The sequence below is a fragment of the Arthrobacter sp. 05T444 genome (assembly GCF_056395905.1).
Map to the genome: position 1 here is coordinate 338,408 of NZ_JBFTKK010000001.1, position 21,038 is coordinate 359,445.

Sequence of the window (21,038 nt, forward strand, 5' to 3'; positions counted from 1 at the left end):
CCTTGCGAATACCCGGATGGGCACTGTTGCATGGGATCGCAGGAGGCGTCTTCGGAGGCCTGAACTGACTGATTGGTAACAAAACGGTTACTATTGAAAGTAAACCCCCGCTGATGATAGGTATTCCTTTGCGTTTCAAGACTGCAGTCGCACTCGTGCTGCTCGGCCTCCTGACACTGCTGGCCGGAATCGGGCAGAAGACGGTGTGGGCCCCCGCCGAGACCGTGACGGCCACCGTTCCCTCGGATGCGAAAGCCGCGCCGCTGACCGTTATAGACCAGAAGCTCCGAACCCTCGAAGGGGGAACGGTGACCATCAAGGTCAAGGGCGAGGGCAATTTCCTCCTGGCCGCGGGCCGGCCCGATGACGTGGATGCCTGGGTAGGCAAGACGGCACACAACACGGTCACCGGTCTGTCCGACGACAAGAAGTCGCTCCAGGTGGAACGCACTGACGGGGAGGCTACCGCGCCGTCGCCTGCCGGATCGGATCTGTGGGTTTCGACCGAAAACGCGAGCGGCGAGCTGGACTACACCTGGTCGGCACCGGCCGACGGCGACTGGTCCCTTCTGCTGGCCAGCGACGGCACGAAGCCCGCGCCGTCGTCGATTTCGATGACCTTTCCCAATGACACCTCCACTCCGTGGGCAGTTCCGCTCATGGTGATCGGGGTACTCCTCATGCTCGGCGGCGTTGCGCTGCTGGTGCTCAAGCCCAAGGGCACGGCTCCGGGGCAGGGCGGTTCCGCCGCCGGCGTGGGCAGCCTCTTCCCCAGGCGCACCAAGGCCAAGGCAGGGACAAAGACCGGAACCGGTTCCTCGGCGCGGCTCAGCATTGTCGTCGCAGCGTCGACCGCGGCACTCATCGCCGGTACCGGCGCGGCCGCACAGGCCAGCAAGACGCCTGAGCCTGCCGCCACCCCGGAGGCATCCTCCACGGCTTCGGCCTCCGCGAACACCGCCGCCGGCGACGCCCCGGTGCTCCTCGACGCCCAGTTCCGCCGCATCCTGGAGCAGGTGGCCAGTGCCACGGATGCCGGCGATGCCGCCAAGGACGCCAAGAAACTCGCCACCCGGGTGTCCGGGACCGAGCTCGAGGTGCGGACAAAGAACTACAAAATCCGTTCCCGAGTGGCGTCCTACGATGCGCGTATGCCCGTCCGCGCCACGAAACTCCTGACCACCGTCGTCACGAGCAAGCGCGCCTGGCCTCGTTCGGTTCTCGCCGTCACCCAGGGCGAGGGCAATGTGGTGCCGCAGCTGCTGACCCTGGTGCAGAAGTCCCCGCGCGAGAACTACAAACTCGTGGGCACCAGCCCGCTCCAGCCCGGCACGACCTTCCCTTCGATTGCCCGCAACGGCACCGAGACGCTGGCACCGGGCGATAAGTCGGGGCTGCTCTACAGCGGCCAAGAGGCCCTGGCCGGCCTTGCTGACCGCCTGTCCAAGTCGAATTCCACCTTCAAGGACAAGCTCGTCGAAGGGGAGTCTTCGCCGTACATCGGGGACACGCTGTCCTATCAGGCGGATGTCGTGAAGTCGGGCGTGAACGGCAAATTCGCCTTCACCCACAAGGTCGTTCCCGGCAGCACCGTGGTGTTCCGCACCTCGGACGGCGGTGCACTCGTTCTCGGCCGCCTCACGTTCAACTTCGACGGCACGCCCAAGGCCGAAGGCGACAAGCTGTCCATCGGCAATGACGCGGCCGTCCTCGCCGGCGGCAAAGAGACCACCACCGGCATGGTGCTGAACTTTGCGGAATCCATGGCCGTCTATGTGCCGCCGACAGGCTCGAAGGACCCGATGAAGCTTGTGGCCGCCACGCGCGGGCTCGTGGGAGCCAGCTTCAAGTAGGCGCGTTGGCCGCAGGCCGCGGCAACCAGTGTTCCGCCGGCCGCGGCACACTGGTTGCCGCGGCCTGCGGCAACGTTGCCTCCCGCGGCGGCGGAGTGGCTAGAGTGGGAGCTATGAGTTCGCCAGCATCCCGCCCTGTCCCTCCAGCCGCCGCCAGCCAGCTCAACCTACGCGGCGCCGTCGATCTTTCCGCCCTCAAGCAGCGCCAGGTGCCGCCAGCCCCGCCGGCGGGAGGCCCTACCGCCGGGAACGGCCCGGCAGGCGCCCCACCAGCCGGAGTCGCTGCAGGCCCCGACGCCGGCCCCGAGGCGCCCGCGCTCCGGGTCACGGTCACCGAAGGAAACTTTCAGGACCTCGTTGAGCTGTCGGCCCAGGTGCCCGTGGTGTTCGCCCTCTGGGCAGCGTATTCGCCGGAATCAGCCGGGGTGCTTGAGGATCTGGAACGGATTGTTGAGAGCTACGCAGGCCGGCTCGTGCTCGGCGCTGCAGACATCGATGCCTTTCCCCAGCTGGCCCAGGCCTTCCAGGTTCAGGCCGTGCCCACGGCGGTGGCTGTGCTCAAGGGACAGCCCGTACCGCTTTTCCAGGGCGGGGCCGACGAGCAGCAGATCCGCGCGGTGCTGGACGAATTGCTCAAGGTTGCCGCCGCCAACGGCGTTTCGGGCAACGTGGGCGGAGCGGCCCCCGGGGATCAGGAACCCGCCCCCCTGCCCCCTTTGCACCAGGCGGCCTTCGACGCCATCGAGGCAGGGGACTACGCCGCTGCCGCCACCGCCTACCGGCAGGCCCTCGCGGCGATGCCTGCCGACGCAGAAGCCAAAGCCGGTCTGGCGCAGGTTGAGCTCATGGACCGGCTGCAGCAGCTCTCCGGCCCGGACGGCGAAGCCCTCCGGCAGGTCGCGGCGGACGAGCCGGACAACCTCGCGGCCCAGCTCGGGGTTGCCGACCTGGACATTGCCGGCGGACATGTGGAGGACGCCCTGAACCGTGTCGTGGGCTTCATCGGCAGGAATTTCGGTCCCGAGCGCGAGACCGCCCGCGTCCGCCTGCTGGAGCTGTTCGACGTCGTCGGAACAACAGACGGCCGCGTGGCGAAGGCGCGCCAGGCGCTGGCCCGGGTGCTGTTCTAGTGGTGGTTCCGGCGCTGTTCAGGCCGCTGTCCTTGCGCTCCCTCGAGCTGCAGCACCGCGGCTGGGTCTCGCCCATGTGCCAGTACAGCTGCGACCCCGAGGCTGCCCCGGGTGTTCCCAATGACTGGCACCTCATGCATCTTGGTTCGTTTGCGGCCGGAGGGGCGGCCTTGATCCTCACCGAAGCAGCAGCCGTCAACCCTGCCGGGCGGATCAGCCCGCGCGACGCCGGACTCTACAACGAAGACCAGGCGGCCGGCTGGGAGCGGATCGTCAGCTTCGTGCACCGCCACGGCGTGGCTGACACCAAAATCGGCGCCCAACTCGCCCACGCTGGCAGGAAGGCCTCCACCTACTGGCCGTTTTCAGGGGAGAAGGGTTCCGTTCCGGCGGCCGACGGCGGCTGGGACACCGTTGGGCCGGGCACCGCCGCGTTTGACGGCTACGCAGCGCCGGCGGCCATGACGGAGGATGACATCCGCGGCGTCATCGCCGACTTTGCGGCTGCCGCCACCCGGGCCGTCGAAGCAGGCTTCGACACCATCGAGCTCCATGGCGCCCACGGCTACCTGCTGCACCAGTTTCAGAGCCCGCTGGTGAACGACCGCGCCGACGCCTGGGGCGGGGATGCCGCCGGCAGGAACAGGCTGACGCTGGACGTCGTCGACGCTGTGCGAGCGGTGATCCCCGAGTCCATGCCGCTGATGCTGAGGATCTCAGCCACGGACTGGGCCGAAGGCGGGATCGGCATTGAGGACTCGGTGCTGCTCGCGGCGCAGGCTGCCGAACATGGTGTTGACCTCATCGACGTCTCGAGCGGCGGCGCGGTGGCGCACCAGGAGATCCAGCCGGGGCCCGGGTACCAGACCGGCTTCGCCGCGCGCATCCGCCGCGAAACGGGCATCGCCACGGGCACGGTGGGGCTGTTGATTTCACCCGGGCAGGCTGAGCACGTAGTTGCCACCGGCCAGGCCGACGGTGTGTTCATTGCAAGGGCGGCGCTTCGGGACCCGCACTGGTGGCTCCGCGCCGCCTTCGAACTGGGCCATGACCTGCGGTGGGCGCCGCAGTACGAGCGCGCAGTGCCGCGGCGCACGTTCTGAGTGCAAGCTGGGCGACGGTGAACCCTCATCAGTCGGTGAACCTCATCGGCCGGTGAACGTCATGGGCGGGCAGCCCTCCTCCTTGCGGAGGATCCGCCGGGGCATGGCCTTACTACCTGAGGGGGATCCCGCTGCGGACCACGCCCCGATAGGGTGAATTCATGAGTGTTCCCCCTACAGCCCTGTCGATCAGGGGACTGGCCAAGCGCTTCGGCAGCAAGATCGCCGTGGACGGCATCAGCCTGGACGTTCCCGCCGGTTCCTTCTTCGGAATCGTCGGCCCCAACGGTGCAGGCAAGACCACCACGCTGTCCATGGCCACTGGCCTGCTCCGGCCCGATTTCGGCACGGCTGTGGTCCACGGCGTTGACGTGTGGGCGCGGCCGCTGGAGGCCAAGAGGCTGATGGGCGTCCTGCCTGACGGCGTCCGGCTCTTCGACAGGCTCAGCGGCGAACAGCTCGTCACCTACGCCGGACTGCTCCGCGGCATGGACAAGGATGTTGTTGCTGCCCGGGTGGGGGAGTTGCTGGCCGCGCTGGACCTGAGCGGGGACGCCGGAACGCTGGTGGTGGACTATTCAGCCGGCATGACCAAGAAGATAGCCCTGGCTTCCGCCCTGATCCATGCACCGAAAGTGCTGGTCCTGGATGAGCCGTTCGAATCAGTGGACCCTGTGTCCGCCGCAAACATCCGCGACATCCTGGACCGATATGTTGCCACCGGCGGCACCGTGATCGTGTCCAGCCATGTCATGGACCTCGTCCAGCGGATGTGCGACCACGTTGCCGTCGTCGCCGGCGGCCGGCTACTGGCCGCAGGGACGGTAGCGGAAGTCCGCGGCGGAGTGAGCCTTGAAGAGCGCTTCGTCCAGCTGGTGGGCGGAAGAGTGCAGACAGAGGGGCTCGAGTGGTTGCGCACCTTCTGAGGCTCAAGCTCGCGCTCCTGCGGAACGGACTGCGGCGGAGCCCCTGGCAGCTCGTTGGCCTTGCAATCGGCGGACTGTACGCCCTGGGAATCGTGGGCACGTGTGTTGCAGCGCTGCTCTTCCTGCGCCAGGAAGATCCCCTCCTTGCACAGACCGTCGTGGTGCTGGGCGGCGCGGCGGCCCTGCTCGGCTGGGCGATCATTCCGTTGATTGCATCTGCGGCCGACATGACGCTCGATCCGGCCCGTTTTACAACTTCCGCCATCCCGATGCCCCAGCTGCTGGCAGGGCTTGCCTTGGGCGGCCTGATTGGCATTCCCGGACTCGCCACAGCGCTGGCGGCACTGGCCACGGTGGGCACCTGGTCGCGGGGCATCCTGCCGGCCGCAGGAGCGTTTATTGGTGCAGTCCTCGGCGTGCTGACCTGTGTTGTGCTGTCCAAGGTGGTCACTACGGCCACAGCCAGTCTGGCGGCCACGCGGCGGTTCAAGGATGTCAGCGGATTGGCGTTCATGGTTCCGCTCGTTCTGATGGGTCCCATCGTGGCGGGCATAGCGCAGGGAGCGGCAGGTTCCGGCGCGTTCCTGACCGACCTTGCGCGGACCCTGTCCTGGACGCCGCTGGGCGCGGCCTGGTCGTTGGGCGGCGAGCTGGAGGCGGGACACCCCGGAGCGGCCGCGCTGAAGCTCCTGATCGCCGCGGCCACGCTCGCCGGCCTTGCCTGGTGCTGGAAGTTCCTGCTCGAGCGTGCCCTCGTGACCCCGCCCTACGCCGGAAGCACCCGAAGGACGGGTGGCCGGCTGGGACTGTTCGGGCTGTTTCCCGCCACGCCCACGGGCGCCATCGCTGCCCGCTCGCTGACTTACTGGTTCCGGGATCCGCGGTACTCCGGTTCCCTGGTGGTCGTTCCGCTCCTGCCCGTGGTTCTGGCGTTCCAAGGGAGCCAGACGGGCAACTTTGGCGTCATCACGATCGCGGGTCCGCTCACCGCTTTCCTCCTGGCGTGGTCCATCTCCTCCGACGTGTCCTACGACAACACGGCATTCGCGCTGCATCTCGCAGCCGGAGTGCGCGGCGTGCAGGACCGTCTCGGGCGTGCATTGGCCTGCCTGGCCTTTGCCTTGCCAGCCGTGATGGTCCTCGCGACTGTGCCGTTCTTCCTCACCGGGGACTGGGAATGGCTGCCGGCCATCCTGGGGCTGTCGCTCGGCGTCCTGTTCACCGGGCTTGGCCTCGCCTCCGTGGTTTCCGCGCGCTATACGGTCGCCGTCCCCCTACCCGGCGACAGCCCGTTCAAGAAACCGCCCGGTAATGTCGCCCAGACCCTGGCCGTCCAATTCGGCGGCATGGGCGTCCTGCTGGTGCTGACCCTGCCCGAAGCGGCCCTGGTCATCGCCCAAATGGTGACCGGTGATCCGGCCTTTGGCTGGGCCAACTTAGCCCTCGGGCCGATGCTCGGGATTGCGCTGTTTGTGGCGGGGGTGCGCATCGGCGGCCGCTGGTTCGATGCCCGCGGCCCGGAGCTGCTGGCTCAGCTGACGGTCAACCGGTGAATGGCCCTGCCGGGGCGGCGCCGGCCGTGGTTGACTAGGCAGAAAGATGGCTTGCAGATAGTCGGCCACGCAGGACAGCACGGGGCGGTTACCACAGCGAAAGGCGGCGGAGCAGCATGGAGGTCGTGATCCTTCCGGGCAGCAGGCAAATCGCCTCCCTTGTGTCGGATGCCATTCAGGCCCTCCTGCATCGGAAGCCCGATGCAGTGCTGGGCTTGGCCACGGGATCGTCACCCCTTCCGGTGTATGACGAGTTGGCGTTGCGCCACGAGCGGGGCGTGCTGGATTTCAGCAGGGCGCACGGTTTTCTGCTGGACGAGTACGTTGGGCTGGAACCCGGCCATCCGGAGTCCTACCGTGAGGTCATCCGCCGGGACTTCACCGGACGCGTCAACATCGCCCCCGAAAACGTCCACGGCCCGGACGGAAGCGCGAAGGACCTCCCCGCGGCCTGCCAGGCCTACGAGGCCGCCATCCGGGACCGCGGCGGGGTGGACCTGCAGCTGCTGGGCATCGGGACCGACGGGCATATTGGCTTCAACGAGCCAGGCTCATCGCTCGCTTCCCGGACGCGCATCAAGACGCTCATCGAGCAGACACGCCGGGACAACGCCCGCTTCTTCCCCAGCCTCGCCGAGGTTCCCCATCACGTGGTGACCCAGGGGCTGGGGACCATCCTGGACTCGCGCCACGCGGTGCTGGTGGCCACGGGCGCGCAAAAAGCGCAGGCGGTCCATGACCTCGTGGAAGGGCCGCTGGCCGCGATCTGTCCTGCTTCTGCGCTTCAGTTGCACCCCCACGCTTCCATTCTCGTGGACGAGGCCGCGGCGTCGTCGCTGAAACTCGCCGACTACTACCGCCACTCCTACGACCACAAACCGACTTGGCAGGGCCTGTAGCGCGGGTTGCCGCCGGCCCCTGGCGGGCCCGGCAGGCCGCCGCTGCGTCCTTCGCCGGCCGCCGGGAGCGGCTAAGATGGATGCCATGACTAGCATGACGGATCCTTTCGAAAACGACCCCATGCGTGAGCTTTCCGGAGCCGGATCGTCCACGGCCACCATCGAGCGCGAGGAACTGCGCCAGGAAGTGGAGCCCGGCGACCGTGAGCGCTTTTCGCACTACGTGCGCAAGGAAAAGATCATGGAATCCGCGCTGACCGGCGAGCCTGTCATCGCCCTGTGCGGCAAGGTCTGGACCCCGGGCCGCGATCCCCAGAAGTTCCCTGTGTGCCCGATGTGCAAAGAGGTCTACGACGGCCTGCGGCCTGAAAACGACGGCGGCAAGGGGTCCGGCGGGGACTCAGGCAACAACAAGTAGTGACGGAGACACTCTTCGGCGGCCCCACGCTGCCTCCGGCTTATCCGGAACGTGCAGCCTGGGGAACCGCCCAGAAGCTCCGTGCCTGGCAGCAGGAAGCCCTGGACCGCTATTTCAGCACGGGTCCGCGGGACTTCCTGGCCGTCGCGACGCCCGGCGCAGGCAAGACCACTTTTGCGCTCCGTGTGGCGTCCATGCTCATCGAATCCGGTGCCGTCAACCGGGTCACCATCGTTGCCCCGACTGACCACCTCAAGAGGCAGTGGGCTGACGCCGCGGCACGGGTGGGCATCGCCATCGATCCGAACTTCAAGAATTCCGACGGCCAGCACGGCCGCGGCTTCGTCGGGGTCGCTGTCACCTACGCGCAGGTTGCCAGCAAGCCCTTGCTGCACCGTGCCAAGACCGAGGCCGCCCGCACGCTGGTGATCCTGGACGAGATCCACCACGGCGGGGAGGCCCTGTCCTGGGGTGACGGCCTCCGCGAGGCATTCGACCCCGCCGTCCGGCGCCTGTCCCTGACAGGTACGCCGTTCCGCTCCGACACATCGCCCATCCCGTTCGTGGAGTACGCGGAGGACCGGGACGGCATCCGGCGTTCCAAGGCGGACTACACCTACGGCTACGGCAATGCGCTGCGTGACCACGTGGTGCGGCCCGTCATGTTCATGGCTTATTCGGGTCAGATGCGGTGGCGCACCAGTGGAGGCGAGGAGATGGCCGCCTCCCTCGGCGAGTCGGCTGTCACCAAAGACATCACATCGCAGGCCTGGCGGACTGCCCTGAACCCGGCAGGGGAGTGGATTCCCGCAGTGCTGGCCGGCGCCGACAAACGCCTCAGCGAGGTCCGCCGGTCCGTCCCGGATGCGGGCGGCCTGGTGATCGCAACGGACCACGAGGATGCCAGGGCGTACGCAGGCCAGCTCAAGAAGATCACCGGCGAATCGCCCACGGTGATCCTTTCGGATGATGCCAAGGCGTCCAGCAAGATCGAAGAATTCACGGAGAGCGACAAACGCTGGATGGTGGCCGTCCGCATGGTGTCCGAAGGCGTGGACGTTCCGCGCCTTTCCGTGGGTGTGTATGCCACGTCGACTTCCACGCCGCTGTTCTTCGCCCAGGCCGTGGGCCGTTTTGTGCGTGCCCGGAAGAGGGGCGAGACTGCCTCCGTCTTCCTGCCATCCGTGCCGCAGCTGATGGCGCTGGCCAACAGCATGGAGGCCGAACGGGACCACGCGCTGGACCGGCCGGAGAAAGAGGACGGCGACGGCCTGTTCAATCCGGAAGATTCCCTGATGGACGAGGCCAACCGCGAGGACAAAGCCTCGGACAGCCTGACCAAGGGTAAATTCGAGGCCCTGGATTCCCAAGCATCCTTCGACCGTGTGCTGTTCGACGGCGGCGAGTTCGGTACCGGCGGTGACATCGGCTCCGAAGACGAGCTGGACTTCCTCGGTATCCCGGGCCTGCTGGATGCTGAACAGGTGGGCACGCTGCTGCGCCAGCGTCAGCACGAGCAGCAGAGCAGGAAGAAACGGCAGGCCCCCTCCGCTGCTCCGGCGGCGCCGCTGGTGCCGGACCACCGGATGCTGATGGATCTCCGGAACGAGCTCGCCAAAAACGTGGCGGCGTGGTCCGCGCGGACGGGAACGCCCCATGGTGTGGTCCACACGAAGCTGAGGACGGTCTGCGGCGGCCCGCCTGTGGCGCAGGCGAATGAAGAACAGCTCCAGTCCAGGCTCAAGAAGCTTCAGGACTGGTTCGTCGGCCGCAAGTAGCCGGTAGCGCAAAGAGCCAAGAAAGCGGGGTCCGCACCAGCGGGCGCCGCCTTTCTGCTATTCGAGGTCCACGCCTCCCAGTTCCATCTCGGCGTAGGTGTCGTCCAGGTCCCCGGCAATGCCCGCCGTGAGCCGCTTGATCACGGTAACTGAATAGCCGGCCTGCACCGCGTCCAGGGATGTCGCCATGACGCAGTGGTCGGTGGCGAGCCCCACCACCACAACGTCCTCCACGTCGTGGCTCTGGAGCCAGTCGTCCAGGCCGATCGAGTCTTCCTCGGCGGCGTAGTCCGAATCTCCGGGCGACGGCATGGCACCGGGCTTCCTGTCCCCGGTGGGCACGGCGTCCTCGGGGGCGAGCAGGCCTTCAAATCCGGAGTAGGCGGCCGTGTGCAGGCCTTTGTGGAAGTAGGCCTGAATGTGTTCGGTGTCGAGATCGGGATGCAGTTCGGCGCCCTGGGAACCCGCGACACAGTGGGGTGGCCAGCTGTCCTTGAAATCCGGAGCGTCCGAGAAGTGGGCGCCTGGATCGATGTGCCAGTCCTGCGTCGCTACGACGTGGTCGAACTGCCCGTGATGCGTTTCGACGTACTCGCTGATCGCCCCCGCCACCGCGGCACCGCCCTGGACCGGCAGCGCGCCGCCCTCGCAGAAGTCGTTCTGGACGTCGACAATGATCAGTGCACGTGACATCAGTTCTCCTCATAGATGGTGGGGATGGCCGGTTCACCGCGCTGCAGGCGGTGGACGACCGCCGGCAGCTCGGCCATTGAATCGGCGTGGCGCTGACGGGCGCGAAGGACGCCTTCGTGGCCGGTCCAGCCCGGCAGCAGTTCCCCGTTCTTGATGAACTGCTGCAGGAGGGGGCGGTCGTTGCCGTCGTCAACCGGGCGGTGGCCCACTCCGACGATTTCCTGGGTGGCGGTACCGTGATCGTTGAGCTTGCGGAGGGCGTATTTGCGCCCGCCCTTGCTCGTTTTGTTCTTGGCCGCCTTGGCCACGGGAATGAACTCGCCCGTGCTGTCCGTGCGGCTGACGAGCTTGTAGACCATGCTGGCGGTGGGCGCCCCGGAACCGGTGACCAGGGACGTGCCCACGCCGTACGCGTCCACCGGCGCGGACTGGAGCGCGGCAATGGCGAACTCGTCGAGGTCGGACGTGACCATGATGCGGGTGTTCTCGTTGCCCAGTTCATCCAGCAAGAGGCGGACCCACTGCGCTTGCTCCACCAGGTCACCCGAGTCCAGCCTGACGGCGCCCAACTTGTCCCCGGCGATGTCCACCGCCGTACGGACGGCCGTTTCGACGTCGTATGTGTCCACGAGCAGCGAGGTGCCGGCGCCCAGCGAGGCCACCTGCGCCTCAAACGCCTCGCGTTCGGTGTCGTGAAGGAGGGTGAACGAATGCGCGGCGGTCCCCACGGTCTTGATGCCGTAGCGCAAACCCGCTTCAAGGTTGGAGGTGCTGTCGAACCCGGCGATGACAGCGGCGCGGGCGGCGGCAGAGGCTGATTCCTCCTGGGTCCGCCGGGAGCCCATCTCGATGCATGGTCGGTTCCCGGCAGCGGTGATCATCCTGGATGCCGCGGAGGCGATGGCGCTGTCGTGGTTCAGCACGGACAGGATGTAGGTCTCCAGGATGCAGGCTTCCGCGAACGTCGATTCGACGATCAGGATGGGGGAGTTCGGGAAGTACGCCTCGCCTTCCGCGTAGCCCCAGATGTCCCCGGTGAACCGGAAATCGGCGAGGTAGTCCAGGGTCTCCTTGTTGACCACGCCGGTGCGGCCCAGGAAGTCCAGTTCGGATTCGCCAAAGCGGAAGGCCGCGATGCCCTCCAGCAACCGGCCCGTGCCGCCCACGATCCCGTACCGCCGGCCGTCCGGGAGCCTGCGCGCGAAGGCTTCGAAGACTGATTTGCGGTGTGCGGCGCCGGAATGGAGCGCGGCCTGCAGCATAGTCAGCTCGTAGTGATCAGTGAACAGGGACGTGCGTGGCTGGTTCCAGCCGGCGTAGGTACTCACAAAATCACTCTAGTGCGCATCCCCATAGAATGGACAGATGACCCTAAGCGTTGCGCTCGGCCCTGACACCCAGGAGAGCACCCAGACCGGAACAGCCGTGTCCACCGACGCGCTGACCGCCCCGGACATCCCCTGGAACCTCGTGATCTGGAATGATCCCGTCAATCTCATGAGCTACGTCAGCTATGTTTTCCAGAGCTATTTCGGCTATTCGGAGACCAAAGCCAACAAGCTCATGATGGAGGTTCACAGGAAGGGCCGGTCCATTGTTGCCCACGGCAGCAAGGAACAGGTGGAACAGCACGCAGTCGCCATGCACGGCTACGGCCTGTGGGCAACGGTTGAGAAGGCCACCGGCGGAAACAGCGGGGGCGGCAAGAACAGCGGCCCGGGCAAGGGCAAGGGAAAACGTGGCTAAGGCTTTCAAATACGGACTTAAGGGCATCACCGGATTCCTGGAGCCGGCCGAGCGGGAACTGCTGCGCAGCCTTTTCGAGGACGTCATCTCGATGCTCCAGCCCGAAGACCGCGGCAAGCAGGACCCGCTTACCGCCATGATCGGGCTCGACATGGACGCCCGCGAACCGTCTGACCGCGCACTCCGGCGGCTCCTGCCAAACGTGATGAAGAACGACGGCGCCGCGTCCCTGGAGTTCCGCCAGCTCACCGAACGCTCCCTGCGCGAAAGCAAGATCGGCGCGCTGCGCGCCGCCGCGCTGGACCTGGACAAGGACGAACTGCTGCTGACCGACACCGACGCGAGGCACTGGTCCATGGCACTGAACGACATCCGGTTGGTGCTCGCCGAACGCCTGGACATTCAGGACGAGGCCGACGCCGACCACGTCCACCAGATGCAGGACTGGTCCCAGGCGGAGGACGTGGAAAGCTACCTTGCCCTCGTCTACAACTTCACCACGTGGCTGCAGGAGTCCCTGGTCCAGGCCATGCTGCAGTCCATGGAGCCCCGGCCCTAGCCTGCCCGTCCCGTCCGCCGGCCACGCGGGCAGGGGTGCGCCCGCGCTGCGCGGATGTGACAAATTTGACATGAGGCGGACACCACAAGTGATGGCCGCACCCACCGGGAAGACCTATCCTCGAATAATCATGACTTCAGCATCGAGCACGGATCCGGCAGCAGGAGCTGCGGCGGACTCCGCAACGACCATCGGCGCCAACCTGGGATCGCTGCCGATCGGAGTCTTTGATTCCGGCGTCGGCGGACTGACGGTGGCGCGGTCCATCATCGACCAGCTGCCCAACGAATCGATCCTTTACGTTGGGGACACCGCCCACGGGCCGTACGGTCCGCTTCCCATTGCCGAGGTGCGCGCCAACGCCCTGGGCGTCATGGACGAGCTGGTGGATTCCGGGGTCAAGCTGCTGACCATCGCCTGCAACTCGGCGTCGGCCGCCGTCCTGCGGGACGCCCGCGAACGCTATACCGCCCGCTACGGGATCCCGGTGATCGAAGTGATCCAGCCCGCCGTCCGACGCGCGGTGGCGGCCACCCGCACCGGCCGCGTCGGGGTGATCGGCACCTCCGCCACGGTAGGCTCGCGGGCCTATGAGGACACGTTCGCCGCCGCGCCGGACCTCGTGATCACCTCGGTGGCTTGCCCCGCCTTCGTCAGCTACGTGGAGGCGGGCATCACCACCGGCCCTGACCTGCTGGCCGTGGCGGGGGAGTACCTTGCGCCGCTGAAAGCTGCGGGAGTGGACACGGTGGTGCTGGGCTGCACGCACTATCCGCTGCTGACCGGAGTCATCTCCTACGTCATGGGCGAGGATGTCACCCTCGTTTCAAGTGCCGAGGAAACAGCCAAGGATGTCTACCGTGCGCTCGCGAGCCGTGGACTGGAGCGCACCGCCGCTGCCCCGCCCGAGCACAACTTCATCGCCACAGGCGACGCCCGCCAGTTCGAGGCCCTCGCCCGCAGGTTCCTCGGGCCCGAGGTGCTCAGCGTCCGGCACGTCGACCATGTCGCGGCGCAGTACCCGACCGGAAGCCTCGCCCGGATCACGCCGGAAATGATCGCGGCGGCCCAGAGCGCCGCGTCGCGTCCGCGCATCTCCAATTTCGTCGGGCAGGGTGCCGGCGGCAGCGCCCCCGCCGGAGGTCCCGCCCTGTGAAGCTCACCATCGTCGGCTGCACCGGATCTTTTCCGGGCCCCGGTTCGCCCGCGTCCTGCTACCTTTTGACCGCGAATGACGGCGAACGCACGTGGAAGGTCGTCATGGACCTTGGCAGCGGGGCGCTGGGTGCCATCCAGCGCTATACGGATCTCGAGGACATCGACGCCATCTTCCTGACGCACCTGCATCCGGACCATTGCATGGACTTGTGCGGCCTCCACGTGGCCGTGCGCTGGAAGCCCGGCGGCTGGGACCGCGGAAGGATCCCGGTGTGGGGCCCAGCCGCGACGGCCGACAGGATGGCTACGGCCTACGGCCTGGAACTGGATCCGGGCATGCACGAGGAATTCGACTTCACCAACTGGATCGAGCGCCAGTCGGTCACCGTGGGGCCTTTCACGGTGACGCCGTTCGCGGTGAACCACCCGGTTGAGGAAGCCTACGCGCTGCGCGTGGAGGTGGCAGAGACGGACAAGAGCGGGACCGCCGTGACCCGGGTGCTGACCTACTCCGGCGATACGGATTCATGCCGCGGGCTGGAAGAAGCGGCCAAGGACGCCGACCTGTTCCTGTGCGAGGCCGCCTTCGAGGAAGGCCGCGACGACGGCATCAAGGACGTCCACCTGACCGGAAAACGCGCAGGCGAGGCTGCCACGGTGGCGGGCGCCCGCCGCCTCCTGCTGACCCACATTCCGGTGTGGACGTCGCAGACGAAGGTCATGGCTGAGGCACGTCCGGTCTTTGCCGGAGACGTCGCCGTCGCGGTGGCCGGCGTGCACTACACCGTCTGACGCGGCGGCCACCTCGGCCGGGCATCGCGGTGGAGGCTGTCCGGGCGCGCCAGCCGGCGGTGGATAAATCGATAAGCTATTGGCATGACTTCCGAAGCAACCACCATCCCCGTCATCCGTGCCGACGGCCGCACCCCGGACCAGCTCCGGCCCATCAGCATCACCCGCGGCTGGTCCAAGCAGGCAGAGGGATCCGCCCTGATCGAGTTTGGCAACACCCGGGTACTGTGCACAGCCTCCCTGACCGAGGGCGTGCCGCGCTGGCTCAAGGGCGAAGGCCGTGGCTGGGTGACCGCCGAGTACGCCATGCTTCCCCGCGCCACGAACACCCGTTCCGACCGTGAGTCGGTCAAGGGCAAGATCGGCGGCCGGACCCACGAAATCTCACGCCTCATCGGCCGGTCCCTGCGCTCGATCATCGATACCAAGGCCCTCGGTGAAAACACGATCGTGCTGGACTGCGATGTCCTGCAGGCCGACGGCGGGACGCGGACTGCCGCTATCACCGGCGCCTACGTGGCACTGGCCGAAGCGATCCGCTTTGCCCGCGAAAACAAAATGATCGCACGAAATGCCCAGCCGCTGATCGACACCATCGCCGCCGTGTCGGTGGGCATCATTGACGGCGTCCCCATGCTGGACCTTCCCTACATCGAGGATGTCCGGGCCGAGACCGACATGAACGTCGTGGTGACCGGATCCGGCAAGTTCGTTGAGGTTCAGGGTACGGCCGAGGGCGCCCCGTTCGACCGTGATGAACTTAACAAGCTGCTGGACCTGGCGCTCCTGGGGACGGAGCAGCTCGCCGCCATCCAGCGCGAGACCCTGGCTGAAGCTCCGTGACTGAACCCGGCTCCGTGAGTGGACACAGTGCCGGAGAGGAAAGCAGCCCGGGGAACGGGGGAGCCCCCGGACCGGTGACGCCCCGGCTCGTGCTGGCCACCCACAACAAGGGAAAGCTGCGGGAACTGCGTGAGCTGCTGCGTGGGCAGGTTCCCGGACTCGACGTCGACACGCAGGTGGTGGACGCGTCCGCCGTCGGAGGCCCCGACGTCGCGGAGACCGGGGTGACCTTTACGGAAAACTCGCTGCTCAAGGCGCGCGCGGTGGCCGAGGCGACCGGACTCATTGCGATCGCCGACGACTCCGGACTCGCTGTCGACGTGCTGGGCGGCGCCCCCGGAATATTCTCCGCTCGCTGGGCCGGCCGGCACGGGGACGATGCCGCCAACCTTCGGCTGCTGCTGGCGCAGCTCGCGGACGTCCCGGACGCCCACCGTGGTGCTGCCTTCGTGTGCGCGGCGGCCCTCGCCGTGCCGGCGTCGGCATCCGCTGACGGAGGGCGCGAGGTGGTGGAATACGGCCAGTTGGCGGGGACCCTGCTGCGGGAGCCGCGTGGTGAAGGCGGCTTTGGTTACGACCCCGTGCTCCAGCCCCTGGGCTTCGACCGAAGCTGCGCCGAGCTGAGCCCGGACGAAAAGAACGCCATCAGCCACCGGGGGCAGGCATTCCGTGCCCTGCTGCCGGCGATCGTCAAGGCCCTGGCCGACGGGTAACCTGCCGGGCCGGCAGGCTGTTCAATCACAGAAGGCGCCCCACATGGTGGGGCGCCTTCTGTTGTGTGTGGTTGTCCGTTGAGGGAACGGCGAGCTACGGCGTCTTGCGTTCCTCTTCGGGCTCGTGCTCCTCGATGAACTCCTCCACCGGGTCCGTGCCGTACTTGGCGGCCTGTCGCTTGGCCACAATTCCGCGGAGCACCTCGATGCCGATCGGAACCACCGAGACCAGGACAATCACAACAAAAATGATGTCCAGGTTGTCGCGCACCCACGGCACTTTGTCGCCGAGAAGGTAGCCGAGGAGCGTCACGCCGCCGCCCCAGAGGGCCGCGCCGATGACGTTATAGAGGAAGAACTTGCGCTTATCCATCTGTGCCACGCCGACAATCACGGGAACAAACGTCCGGATGATCGGAACGAAGCGGGCGAGGATCAGTGCCTTGCCGCCGTGCTTTTCGAAGAAATTGTGGGCGCTTTCAACGTTTTCCCGCTTGAAGAGCCGTGAATCAGGCCGGTTGAAGAGGGCCGGGCCCGCCTTTGAGCCGATGAGGTAGCCGGCCTGGTTGCCCACGATGGCGGACACGATGATCAGCGCGGCGAAGAGCCAGATGTTGAACTTGATGGTGTCCGTGGCCACGAGCAAACCGGCCGTGAACAGCATGGAATCACCCGGCAGGAAGAATCCGATCAGCAGGCCGGTTTCGGCGAAGATGATGCCGCAAACCAGGAGCACCACCCATGGCGCAAGGGCCGGGTCGGCGAGGAATACCTGGGGATTGAGCCAGTCGGGCAGGAGCGAGGAGAGGTGCGGCTGGACCGGACCGGCACCTCCCAATGTGGATACGGCAAAGTTGCTGATCGCATTAAAGTTCACCTTCCAAGGGTACTTGACAGCCCCGTGGGTCCGGCGGCGCTAAAGTGGTCCCCGTGGGTTTGGACTTTACGGCGATCGACTTCGAGACTGCCAACGGCTTCCGCGGTTCGCCGTGCGCCGTTGGCCTCAGCAAGGTCCGGGGCGGTGTCATCGTTGAGGAGGCCTCGTGGCTCATGCGGCCGCCGGAAAACCATGACGCGTTCGATTACCACAACGTGCGGATCCACGGCATCAGGCCCGAGCAGGTGGCACACCAGCCCCGCTTTGGGGAGCTCTTCCCGGAGATCGGCGCCTTCATCGGCGACGACGTCCTGGCCGCTCACAATGCCGCGTTCGATCTGGGGGTGATCCGCTCAGGTCTGGAGGTCTCGGGCCTTCCCGGTCCCGCGTACGACTATGTCTGCACCGTCATGCTGTCCCGGCGCTGCTATTCGCTCGTTTCCAATTCCCTGCCGTTCGCTGCCGAAGAGGCAGGCGTGCCCCTGGTCAACCACCACGACGCGGCCGAGGATGCCAGGGCCTGCGCCGGAATCCTCATCGATATTGCTGCGCGCAACCGGGCAAACAGCGTTGCAGAGCTTTATCTGTCACTCGGCCTGTCGATACCCCAGCAGCAGGCCTTTGATCCGACCCGGGACGCCCTCTCCAAGGCAACCCTCACGGCGCTTGCTGCCCTCAACGGAACCGCTCAGGGCCGACCCTTCCGGAGCGGCTGGCCAGACGAAGGAGAGAACCCGGCGCCGAATCCGGACGCAGAGCCCGGAAACCCGCTGTACGGCCAGACGGTGGTGTTCACCGGCCAGCTGGGCATTCCGCGGCCGGAGGCCAAGACCCGGTCCGCCGAGATGGGCGCGCGACCGGAAAGCAGGGTCACCGCCAGGACCAGCGTCCTGGTGGTCGGAGACGGCTTCGATGCCCGCGACCTTCGGTCCGGCCGGCTGACCGGAAAGGCCAAGCGGGTGCTTGAGCTGCACGACCGCGGGCAGCCGATCGAGGTCCTCTCGGAGGGCGAGTTCCTGCAGATGGTCGGCGGGGCTCCCGGCGCACATATTCATCTGGCGCAACAAAGCTTCCCCGCAGCGACCCTGTCCTCCTAGCCTTGCTGCATGAGCAGACAAGGCGACACATCTTCGTCCGCAGCTACCGCACCCGCCGGCGTGGACTGGCGCGCGGTGTTTGCTTTCCCCAACCCGGTGAACGAATACGCTGCCCGCATCACGGCCAGCCTCGTGGTGCTGCTGTCCGCGGCCACGCTCCTCACCGGCATGGGGTGGGGCCTCGCCTTCATCGCTGCGGGGTTCTGGCTCCGCGTGCTGTTCGGCCCCAGGATCTCGCCGCTGGCCCTGCTCTCGGTCAAGGTGCTCGCGCCGCGTTTAGGACGGGCCAAGCTGGTCCCGGGACCTCCCAAGCGCTTCGCGCAGGGGATCGGCGCGGCCGTATCCACTGCTGCGGCTGTACTGTTCCTCGCTGACGTGGCGCCGGCGGCCTGGGTTCTGCTTGCCGTGCTGATCGTCGCTGCGTCTTTGGAGGCCTTCGCCGGATATTGCCTTGGCTGCACGATTTTCGGCTTCCTGCAGCGTCGCGGCATGATCCCTGATGACGTCTGCGAGGCCTGCAACAACATCTCCCTCAGGCAGTTGTAACTGCCACCAGCTGCTCGGCCATGCCGCGGATCACCTCTGGCCCTTCCAGCGCTGCCAGCCAGTCTTCCGGCAGGCACTGCTCGCCGTAGTACGCGCCCAGGATATTGCCGGCGATAGAGCCCGTGGAATCGCTGTCCCCGCTGTGATTGATGGCAAGTGCGATGGCGGCCTTGAAGTGCTCCGCGGGCCGGTCCCGGTGTCCCGGCGCCGTGGCGAGCACCGCGTAAAGCCCGACGGCGAGCGCCTCCTCCGCCACCCAGCCCTCACCCAGTTCTCGGACCAGGTCCTCGGGGCCCAGCAATGCGCCCGTTTCCGTACCGGGTCCCGAAGCAGGTCCCGAAGCAGGTCCCGAAGGAGGTCCCGCTGGCTCACCGGGGCCCGTACCCGAGGCGGCTGCCCCGCTGGCTATGCGAAGTGCGGTGCTGATGCGCTCAAGGAGCTCCGGCGCAGCTTCCGCATCAGAGCGGACATGATCCGCGGCCGCCTGGGCGGCTTCCAGCAGATCCTGGCCCTGGAGCAGCGAGTGGATCAGGAGGCTGAAAACCCCGGCGCTCTGGCGTGCTGAGGGATGCCCGTGCGTGAGGGAAGCGGCGTTCGCGCTCAGTTTGTAGACCGAGTCGGCCGGGATGTGCGGGATCAGTCCGAATGGGGCTGACCGCATCACGGTGCCGCAGCCCTTCGAGTCCGGGTTGACCGGACGGTACACCGTCCCCATCTCGCCTGTAGCAAGACCACTCAGGCAAGCATTGCCGGGAGCCCGGCGGTGCTGGAGCACCGGCTGCCCGTCAATCCAGCGCGGCTGCGGGCGCGGAGCCGCTTCCGGGGCGGAAACGCCCTGCGTGTTGAGCCAGCGCAGGTAGGCGAGCCACACGCAGGCGTTGGCATCGGCGCCCACACCCGAATTCGCCCATTCCAGTGCCTCGACGAGCCCGTCCACTGTGTAAAGCGTCATCTGCGTGTCGTCCGAAAAGTGACTCCCGCCGTCGAGCGCTGCGAAGTCCCGCAGGCCGTCCGCGCCAAAACGGCTGCGGATGGCTGTAATCGAATCAAATTCAATTGCGTAGCCGAGGGAATCTCCGAGTGCGCCGCCCAAAAGGCAGCCGTGGATACGGGATTTCGGGGACGGCAGGGCCGCGGTGCCGGGATTATTGCTCATGCAGGTAAATTTACCTGCCTGAACCTGTCTTTTTCCCCGTGCGCTGCGTCGCAGCCTCTCGCAATGTCGGCCCCGTCACAAGGCGCCTGTGGAGGAAGTATGCCCGTCTAATGGGCGCTAAGCTCGAATTCAGCAACCGTCCAGACTCTGTTGGCAGACTGCAGAGGCTGACCCGGCTGATGCCGGTGTCTCCGGCTCACCGAAACAAAGGATTCTCCGAACATGACCACCCCTGTGTCCGTATCCACCACCGACGCCGAGTTGCACCCCGCCGGTGACGCCGGCTACCGGCCCGGACTGGTTTCCCGGCTTGCTGCCGAAGCGTTCGGAACCCTGTTCCTCGTCATCGCCGGCCTGGGCGTGCCGCTTTTCACCATCCCGCAGTCCAGCCCGTTGCCGGCCGCGCTCGCAGCCGGCCTGGCCGTGACGGCGGCGATGCTGGCATTCGCGTACATTTCGGGGGGACACTTCAACCCTGCCATCACCCTGGGCAACCTGGTGGCCGGCAGAATCCGGATGGTCCACGCAGCCGCCTACATCGGCGCTCAGCTGGTGGGGGCAGCCCTCGGTGCGCTCACCCTCTTCGGCATCCTGCGGACTGTCCCCACCATCCAGGACACCAGGGCCGCGTTCGATACCGTCACCGCCGGATTCGGCGAGCACTCCGTCATCCAGACACCCATGGCGGGAGTCCTGCTGGCCGAAGTAGTGGGCGCAGCCCTCCTGGTCGCAGTCTTCCTCGGCACCACCGCCCGCCGCAACATCCACGCGGCGGCTGCACCGTTCGCCGTCGGCCTGTCCCTGGCCGTGCTGCTGCAGCTCGGACAGGCTGTGGGCAACGCACCATTCAACCCCGCCCGTGCCACCGCGTCTGCCCTGTTCTCCAACAGCTGGTCGTTGGGGCAGCTGTGGCTGTTCTGGGTGGCACCGCTGGTGGGCGCGGCAATCGCAGGCCTTGTATTCCGCGGCTTATCGGACAACGCTGCCAGCAGGCGTTCGGCCGGCAACGGTACCGGCAGCCTCGTTGCCGCGGCAGGAACCGGTGACGACGACGTCGACGAGGAGGTCCTGGACAGCGATGACCTGCCCGGAACCCCGGCCGACGGCGAGGCGCGCGACTTCTTCGACGGCACTCGCGACAAGTAACCGTCCTCTTGGTACGTCTCCGGACGCGCCCAAGCGGACGGTCAGCAATACT

21 protein-coding genes are annotated in these 21,038 nt (G+C 66.9%); 17 read left to right on the forward strand and 4 right to left on the reverse strand.

Translation table 11 applies throughout. The features are described 5' to 3' along the window. The first annotated feature begins 113 nt into the window (after positions 1-113). The 8 genes from AC1DD3_RS01540 (at position 114) to AC1DD3_RS01575 (ending at position 9,660) form a co-directional block, all read left to right on the forward strand. Entirely contained in the window at positions 114-1,853 is a 1,740-nt protein-coding gene (locus tag AC1DD3_RS01540; RefSeq protein WP_476874699.1) for a hypothetical protein, read from the forward strand. A 113-nt stretch (positions 1,854-1,966) separates the two neighbouring features. After that, positions 1,967-2,983: a co-chaperone YbbN gene (locus AC1DD3_RS01545; protein WP_476880810.1), complete on the forward strand. Its 1,017-nt coding sequence runs from the start codon at positions 1,967-1,969 to the stop codon at positions 2,981-2,983. 2 nt (positions 2,984-2,985) lie between these two features. Further along, the gene (locus AC1DD3_RS01550) at positions 2,986-4,086 is read left to right on the forward strand and encodes an NADH:flavin oxidoreductase/NADH oxidase (RefSeq protein WP_476880859.1); all 1,101 of its coding nucleotides are present in this window, start codon (positions 2,986-2,988) and stop codon (positions 4,084-4,086) included. 161 nt (positions 4,087-4,247) lie between these two features. Continuing rightward, positions 4,248-5,012: an ABC transporter ATP-binding protein gene (locus AC1DD3_RS01555; protein ID WP_476874702.1), complete on the forward strand. Its 765-nt coding sequence runs from the start codon at positions 4,248-4,250 to the stop codon at positions 5,010-5,012. Next, entirely contained in the window at positions 4,994-6,565 is a 1,572-nt protein-coding gene (locus AC1DD3_RS01560) for a transporter (protein ID WP_476880811.1), read from the forward strand. Before AC1DD3_RS01555 ends, AC1DD3_RS01560 begins: the two co-directional genes overlap by 19 nt. Before the next feature lie 116 nt (positions 6,566-6,681). Further along, a complete protein-coding gene (nagB, locus tag AC1DD3_RS01565) occupies positions 6,682-7,464 on the forward strand; it encodes a glucosamine-6-phosphate deaminase (protein WP_230116894.1) in 783 nt (260 codons plus the stop codon). Positions 7,465-7,549: 85 nt separating this feature from the next. Continuing rightward, positions 7,550-7,882 (forward strand): DUF3039 domain-containing protein, encoded by a 333-nt coding sequence (locus AC1DD3_RS01570; RefSeq protein WP_476874705.1) that lies wholly within the window; start codon positions 7,550-7,552, stop codon positions 7,880-7,882. Continuing rightward, positions 7,882-9,660, forward strand: a complete 1,779-nt coding sequence (locus tag AC1DD3_RS01575) for a DEAD/DEAH box helicase (protein ID WP_476880812.1) — start codon at positions 7,882-7,884, stop codon at positions 9,658-9,660. Before AC1DD3_RS01570 ends, AC1DD3_RS01575 begins: the two co-directional genes overlap by 1 nt. Positions 9,661-9,717: 57 nt before the next feature. On the opposite strand, the gene AC1DD3_RS01580 is transcribed toward AC1DD3_RS01575, so the two are convergent. Both AC1DD3_RS01580 and AC1DD3_RS01585 read right to left on the reverse strand, forming a co-directional pair. After that, a complete protein-coding gene (locus tag AC1DD3_RS01580; protein WP_230116891.1) occupies positions 9,718-10,353 on the reverse strand; it encodes an isochorismatase family protein in 636 nt (211 codons plus the stop codon). Continuing rightward, positions 10,353-11,681, reverse strand: a complete 1,329-nt coding sequence (locus AC1DD3_RS01585; protein WP_230116890.1) for a nicotinate phosphoribosyltransferase — start codon at positions 11,679-11,681, stop codon at positions 10,353-10,355. The genes AC1DD3_RS01580 and AC1DD3_RS01585 overlap by 1 nt, the downstream gene beginning before the upstream one ends. A gap of 37 nt (positions 11,682-11,718) precedes the next feature. Here AC1DD3_RS01585 and clpS point away from each other — a divergent pair, with 37 nt between their 5' ends. From clpS to rdgB, 6 genes are all read left to right on the forward strand, one after another. Next, positions 11,719-12,099 carry an ATP-dependent Clp protease adapter ClpS gene (gene clpS, locus AC1DD3_RS01590; RefSeq protein ID WP_230116889.1) on the forward strand — a complete coding sequence of 127 codons (381 nt, stop codon included), beginning with the start codon at positions 11,719-11,721 and terminating at the stop codon, positions 12,097-12,099. Next, on the forward strand, positions 12,092-12,658 hold the full coding sequence (locus AC1DD3_RS01595; RefSeq protein WP_230116888.1) for a DUF2017 domain-containing protein: 567 nt from the start codon (positions 12,092-12,094) through the stop codon (positions 12,656-12,658). Before clpS ends, AC1DD3_RS01595 begins: the two co-directional genes overlap by 8 nt. Before the next feature lie 130 nt (positions 12,659-12,788). Beyond that, a complete protein-coding gene (gene murI / locus AC1DD3_RS01600; protein WP_476874708.1) occupies positions 12,789-13,814 on the forward strand; it encodes a glutamate racemase in 1,026 nt (341 codons plus the stop codon). Then, positions 13,811-14,608, forward strand: coding sequence for an MBL fold metallo-hydrolase (locus AC1DD3_RS01605; RefSeq protein WP_230116887.1), 798 nt, complete (start codon positions 13,811-13,813; stop codon positions 14,606-14,608). Before murI ends, AC1DD3_RS01605 begins: the two co-directional genes overlap by 4 nt. Before the next feature lie 84 nt (positions 14,609-14,692). After that, positions 14,693-15,451: a ribonuclease PH gene (gene rph, locus AC1DD3_RS01610; RefSeq protein ID WP_476874710.1), complete on the forward strand. Its 759-nt coding sequence runs from the start codon at positions 14,693-14,695 to the stop codon at positions 15,449-15,451. A 74-nt stretch (positions 15,452-15,525) separates the two neighbouring features. Next, complete coding sequence (rdgB, locus tag AC1DD3_RS01615) at positions 15,526-16,164, forward strand: RdgB/HAM1 family non-canonical purine NTP pyrophosphatase (protein ID WP_230117046.1); 639 nt, start codon at positions 15,526-15,528, stop codon at positions 16,162-16,164. 94 nt (positions 16,165-16,258) lie between these two features. On the opposite strand, the gene AC1DD3_RS01620 is transcribed toward rdgB, so the two are convergent. Further along, the gene (locus AC1DD3_RS01620) at positions 16,259-17,026 is read right to left on the reverse strand and encodes a DedA family protein (RefSeq protein ID WP_476874783.1); all 768 of its coding nucleotides are present in this window, start codon (positions 17,024-17,026) and stop codon (positions 16,259-16,261) included. Positions 17,027-17,094: 68 nt separating this feature from the next. Here AC1DD3_RS01620 and AC1DD3_RS01625 point away from each other — a divergent pair, with 68 nt between their 5' ends. Together AC1DD3_RS01625 and AC1DD3_RS01630 are read left to right on the forward strand one after the other, a co-directional pair. Then, complete coding sequence (locus AC1DD3_RS01625) at positions 17,095-18,138, forward strand: 3'-5' exonuclease (RefSeq protein ID WP_230116886.1); 1,044 nt, start codon at positions 17,095-17,097, stop codon at positions 18,136-18,138. Between the two features lie 9 nt (positions 18,139-18,147). After that, the gene (locus AC1DD3_RS01630) at positions 18,148-18,684 is read left to right on the forward strand and encodes a DUF4395 domain-containing protein (RefSeq protein WP_476880813.1); all 537 of its coding nucleotides are present in this window, start codon (positions 18,148-18,150) and stop codon (positions 18,682-18,684) included. Here AC1DD3_RS01630 and AC1DD3_RS01635 read toward each other — a convergent pair. Continuing rightward, positions 18,671-19,840, reverse strand: a complete 1,170-nt coding sequence (locus AC1DD3_RS01635; RefSeq protein WP_476880814.1) for an ADP-ribosylglycohydrolase family protein — start codon at positions 19,838-19,840, stop codon at positions 18,671-18,673. The two genes, AC1DD3_RS01630 and AC1DD3_RS01635, sit on opposite strands and share 14 nt — an antisense overlap. A gap of 222 nt (positions 19,841-20,062) precedes the next feature. Between AC1DD3_RS01635 and AC1DD3_RS01640 the strand changes: the two genes are divergently transcribed. After that, positions 20,063-20,986, forward strand: a complete 924-nt coding sequence (locus AC1DD3_RS01640; RefSeq protein ID WP_476880815.1) for an aquaporin — start codon at positions 20,063-20,065, stop codon at positions 20,984-20,986. The last annotated feature ends 52 nt before the right edge of the window (positions 20,987-21,038 follow it).

Coding starts and splice junctions, on each gene's coding strand:
- AC1DD3_RS01540 (WP_476874699.1), top strand. CDS start 114: ATGATAGGTATTCCTTTGCGTTTCAAGACTGCAGTCGCACTCGTGCTG.
- AC1DD3_RS01545 (WP_476880810.1), top strand. CDS start 1,967: ATGAGTTCGCCAGCATCCCGCCCTGTCCCTCCAGCCGCCGCCAGCCAG.
- AC1DD3_RS01555 (WP_476874702.1), top strand. CDS start 4,248: ATGAGTGTTCCCCCTACAGCCCTGTCGATCAGGGGACTGGCCAAGCGC.
- nagB (WP_230116894.1), top strand. CDS start 6,682: ATGGAGGTCGTGATCCTTCCGGGCAGCAGGCAAATCGCCTCCCTTGTG.
- AC1DD3_RS01570 (WP_476874705.1), top strand. CDS start 7,550: ATGACTAGCATGACGGATCCTTTCGAAAACGACCCCATGCGTGAGCTT.
- AC1DD3_RS01580 (WP_230116891.1), bottom strand. CDS start 10,353: ATGTCACGTGCACTGATCATTGTCGACGTCCAGAACGACTTCTGCGAG.
- clpS (WP_230116889.1), top strand. CDS start 11,719: ATGACCCTAAGCGTTGCGCTCGGCCCTGACACCCAGGAGAGCACCCAG.
- murI (WP_476874708.1), top strand. CDS start 12,789: ATGACTTCAGCATCGAGCACGGATCCGGCAGCAGGAGCTGCGGCGGAC.
- rph (WP_476874710.1), top strand. CDS start 14,693: ATGACTTCCGAAGCAACCACCATCCCCGTCATCCGTGCCGACGGCCGC.
- AC1DD3_RS01630 (WP_476880813.1), top strand. CDS start 18,148: ATGAGCAGACAAGGCGACACATCTTCGTCCGCAGCTACCGCACCCGCC.
- AC1DD3_RS01635 (WP_476880814.1), bottom strand. CDS start 19,840: ATGAGCAATAATCCCGGCACCGCGGCCCTGCCGTCCCCGAAATCCCGT.
- AC1DD3_RS01640 (WP_476880815.1), top strand. CDS start 20,063: ATGACCACCCCTGTGTCCGTATCCACCACCGACGCCGAGTTGCACCCC.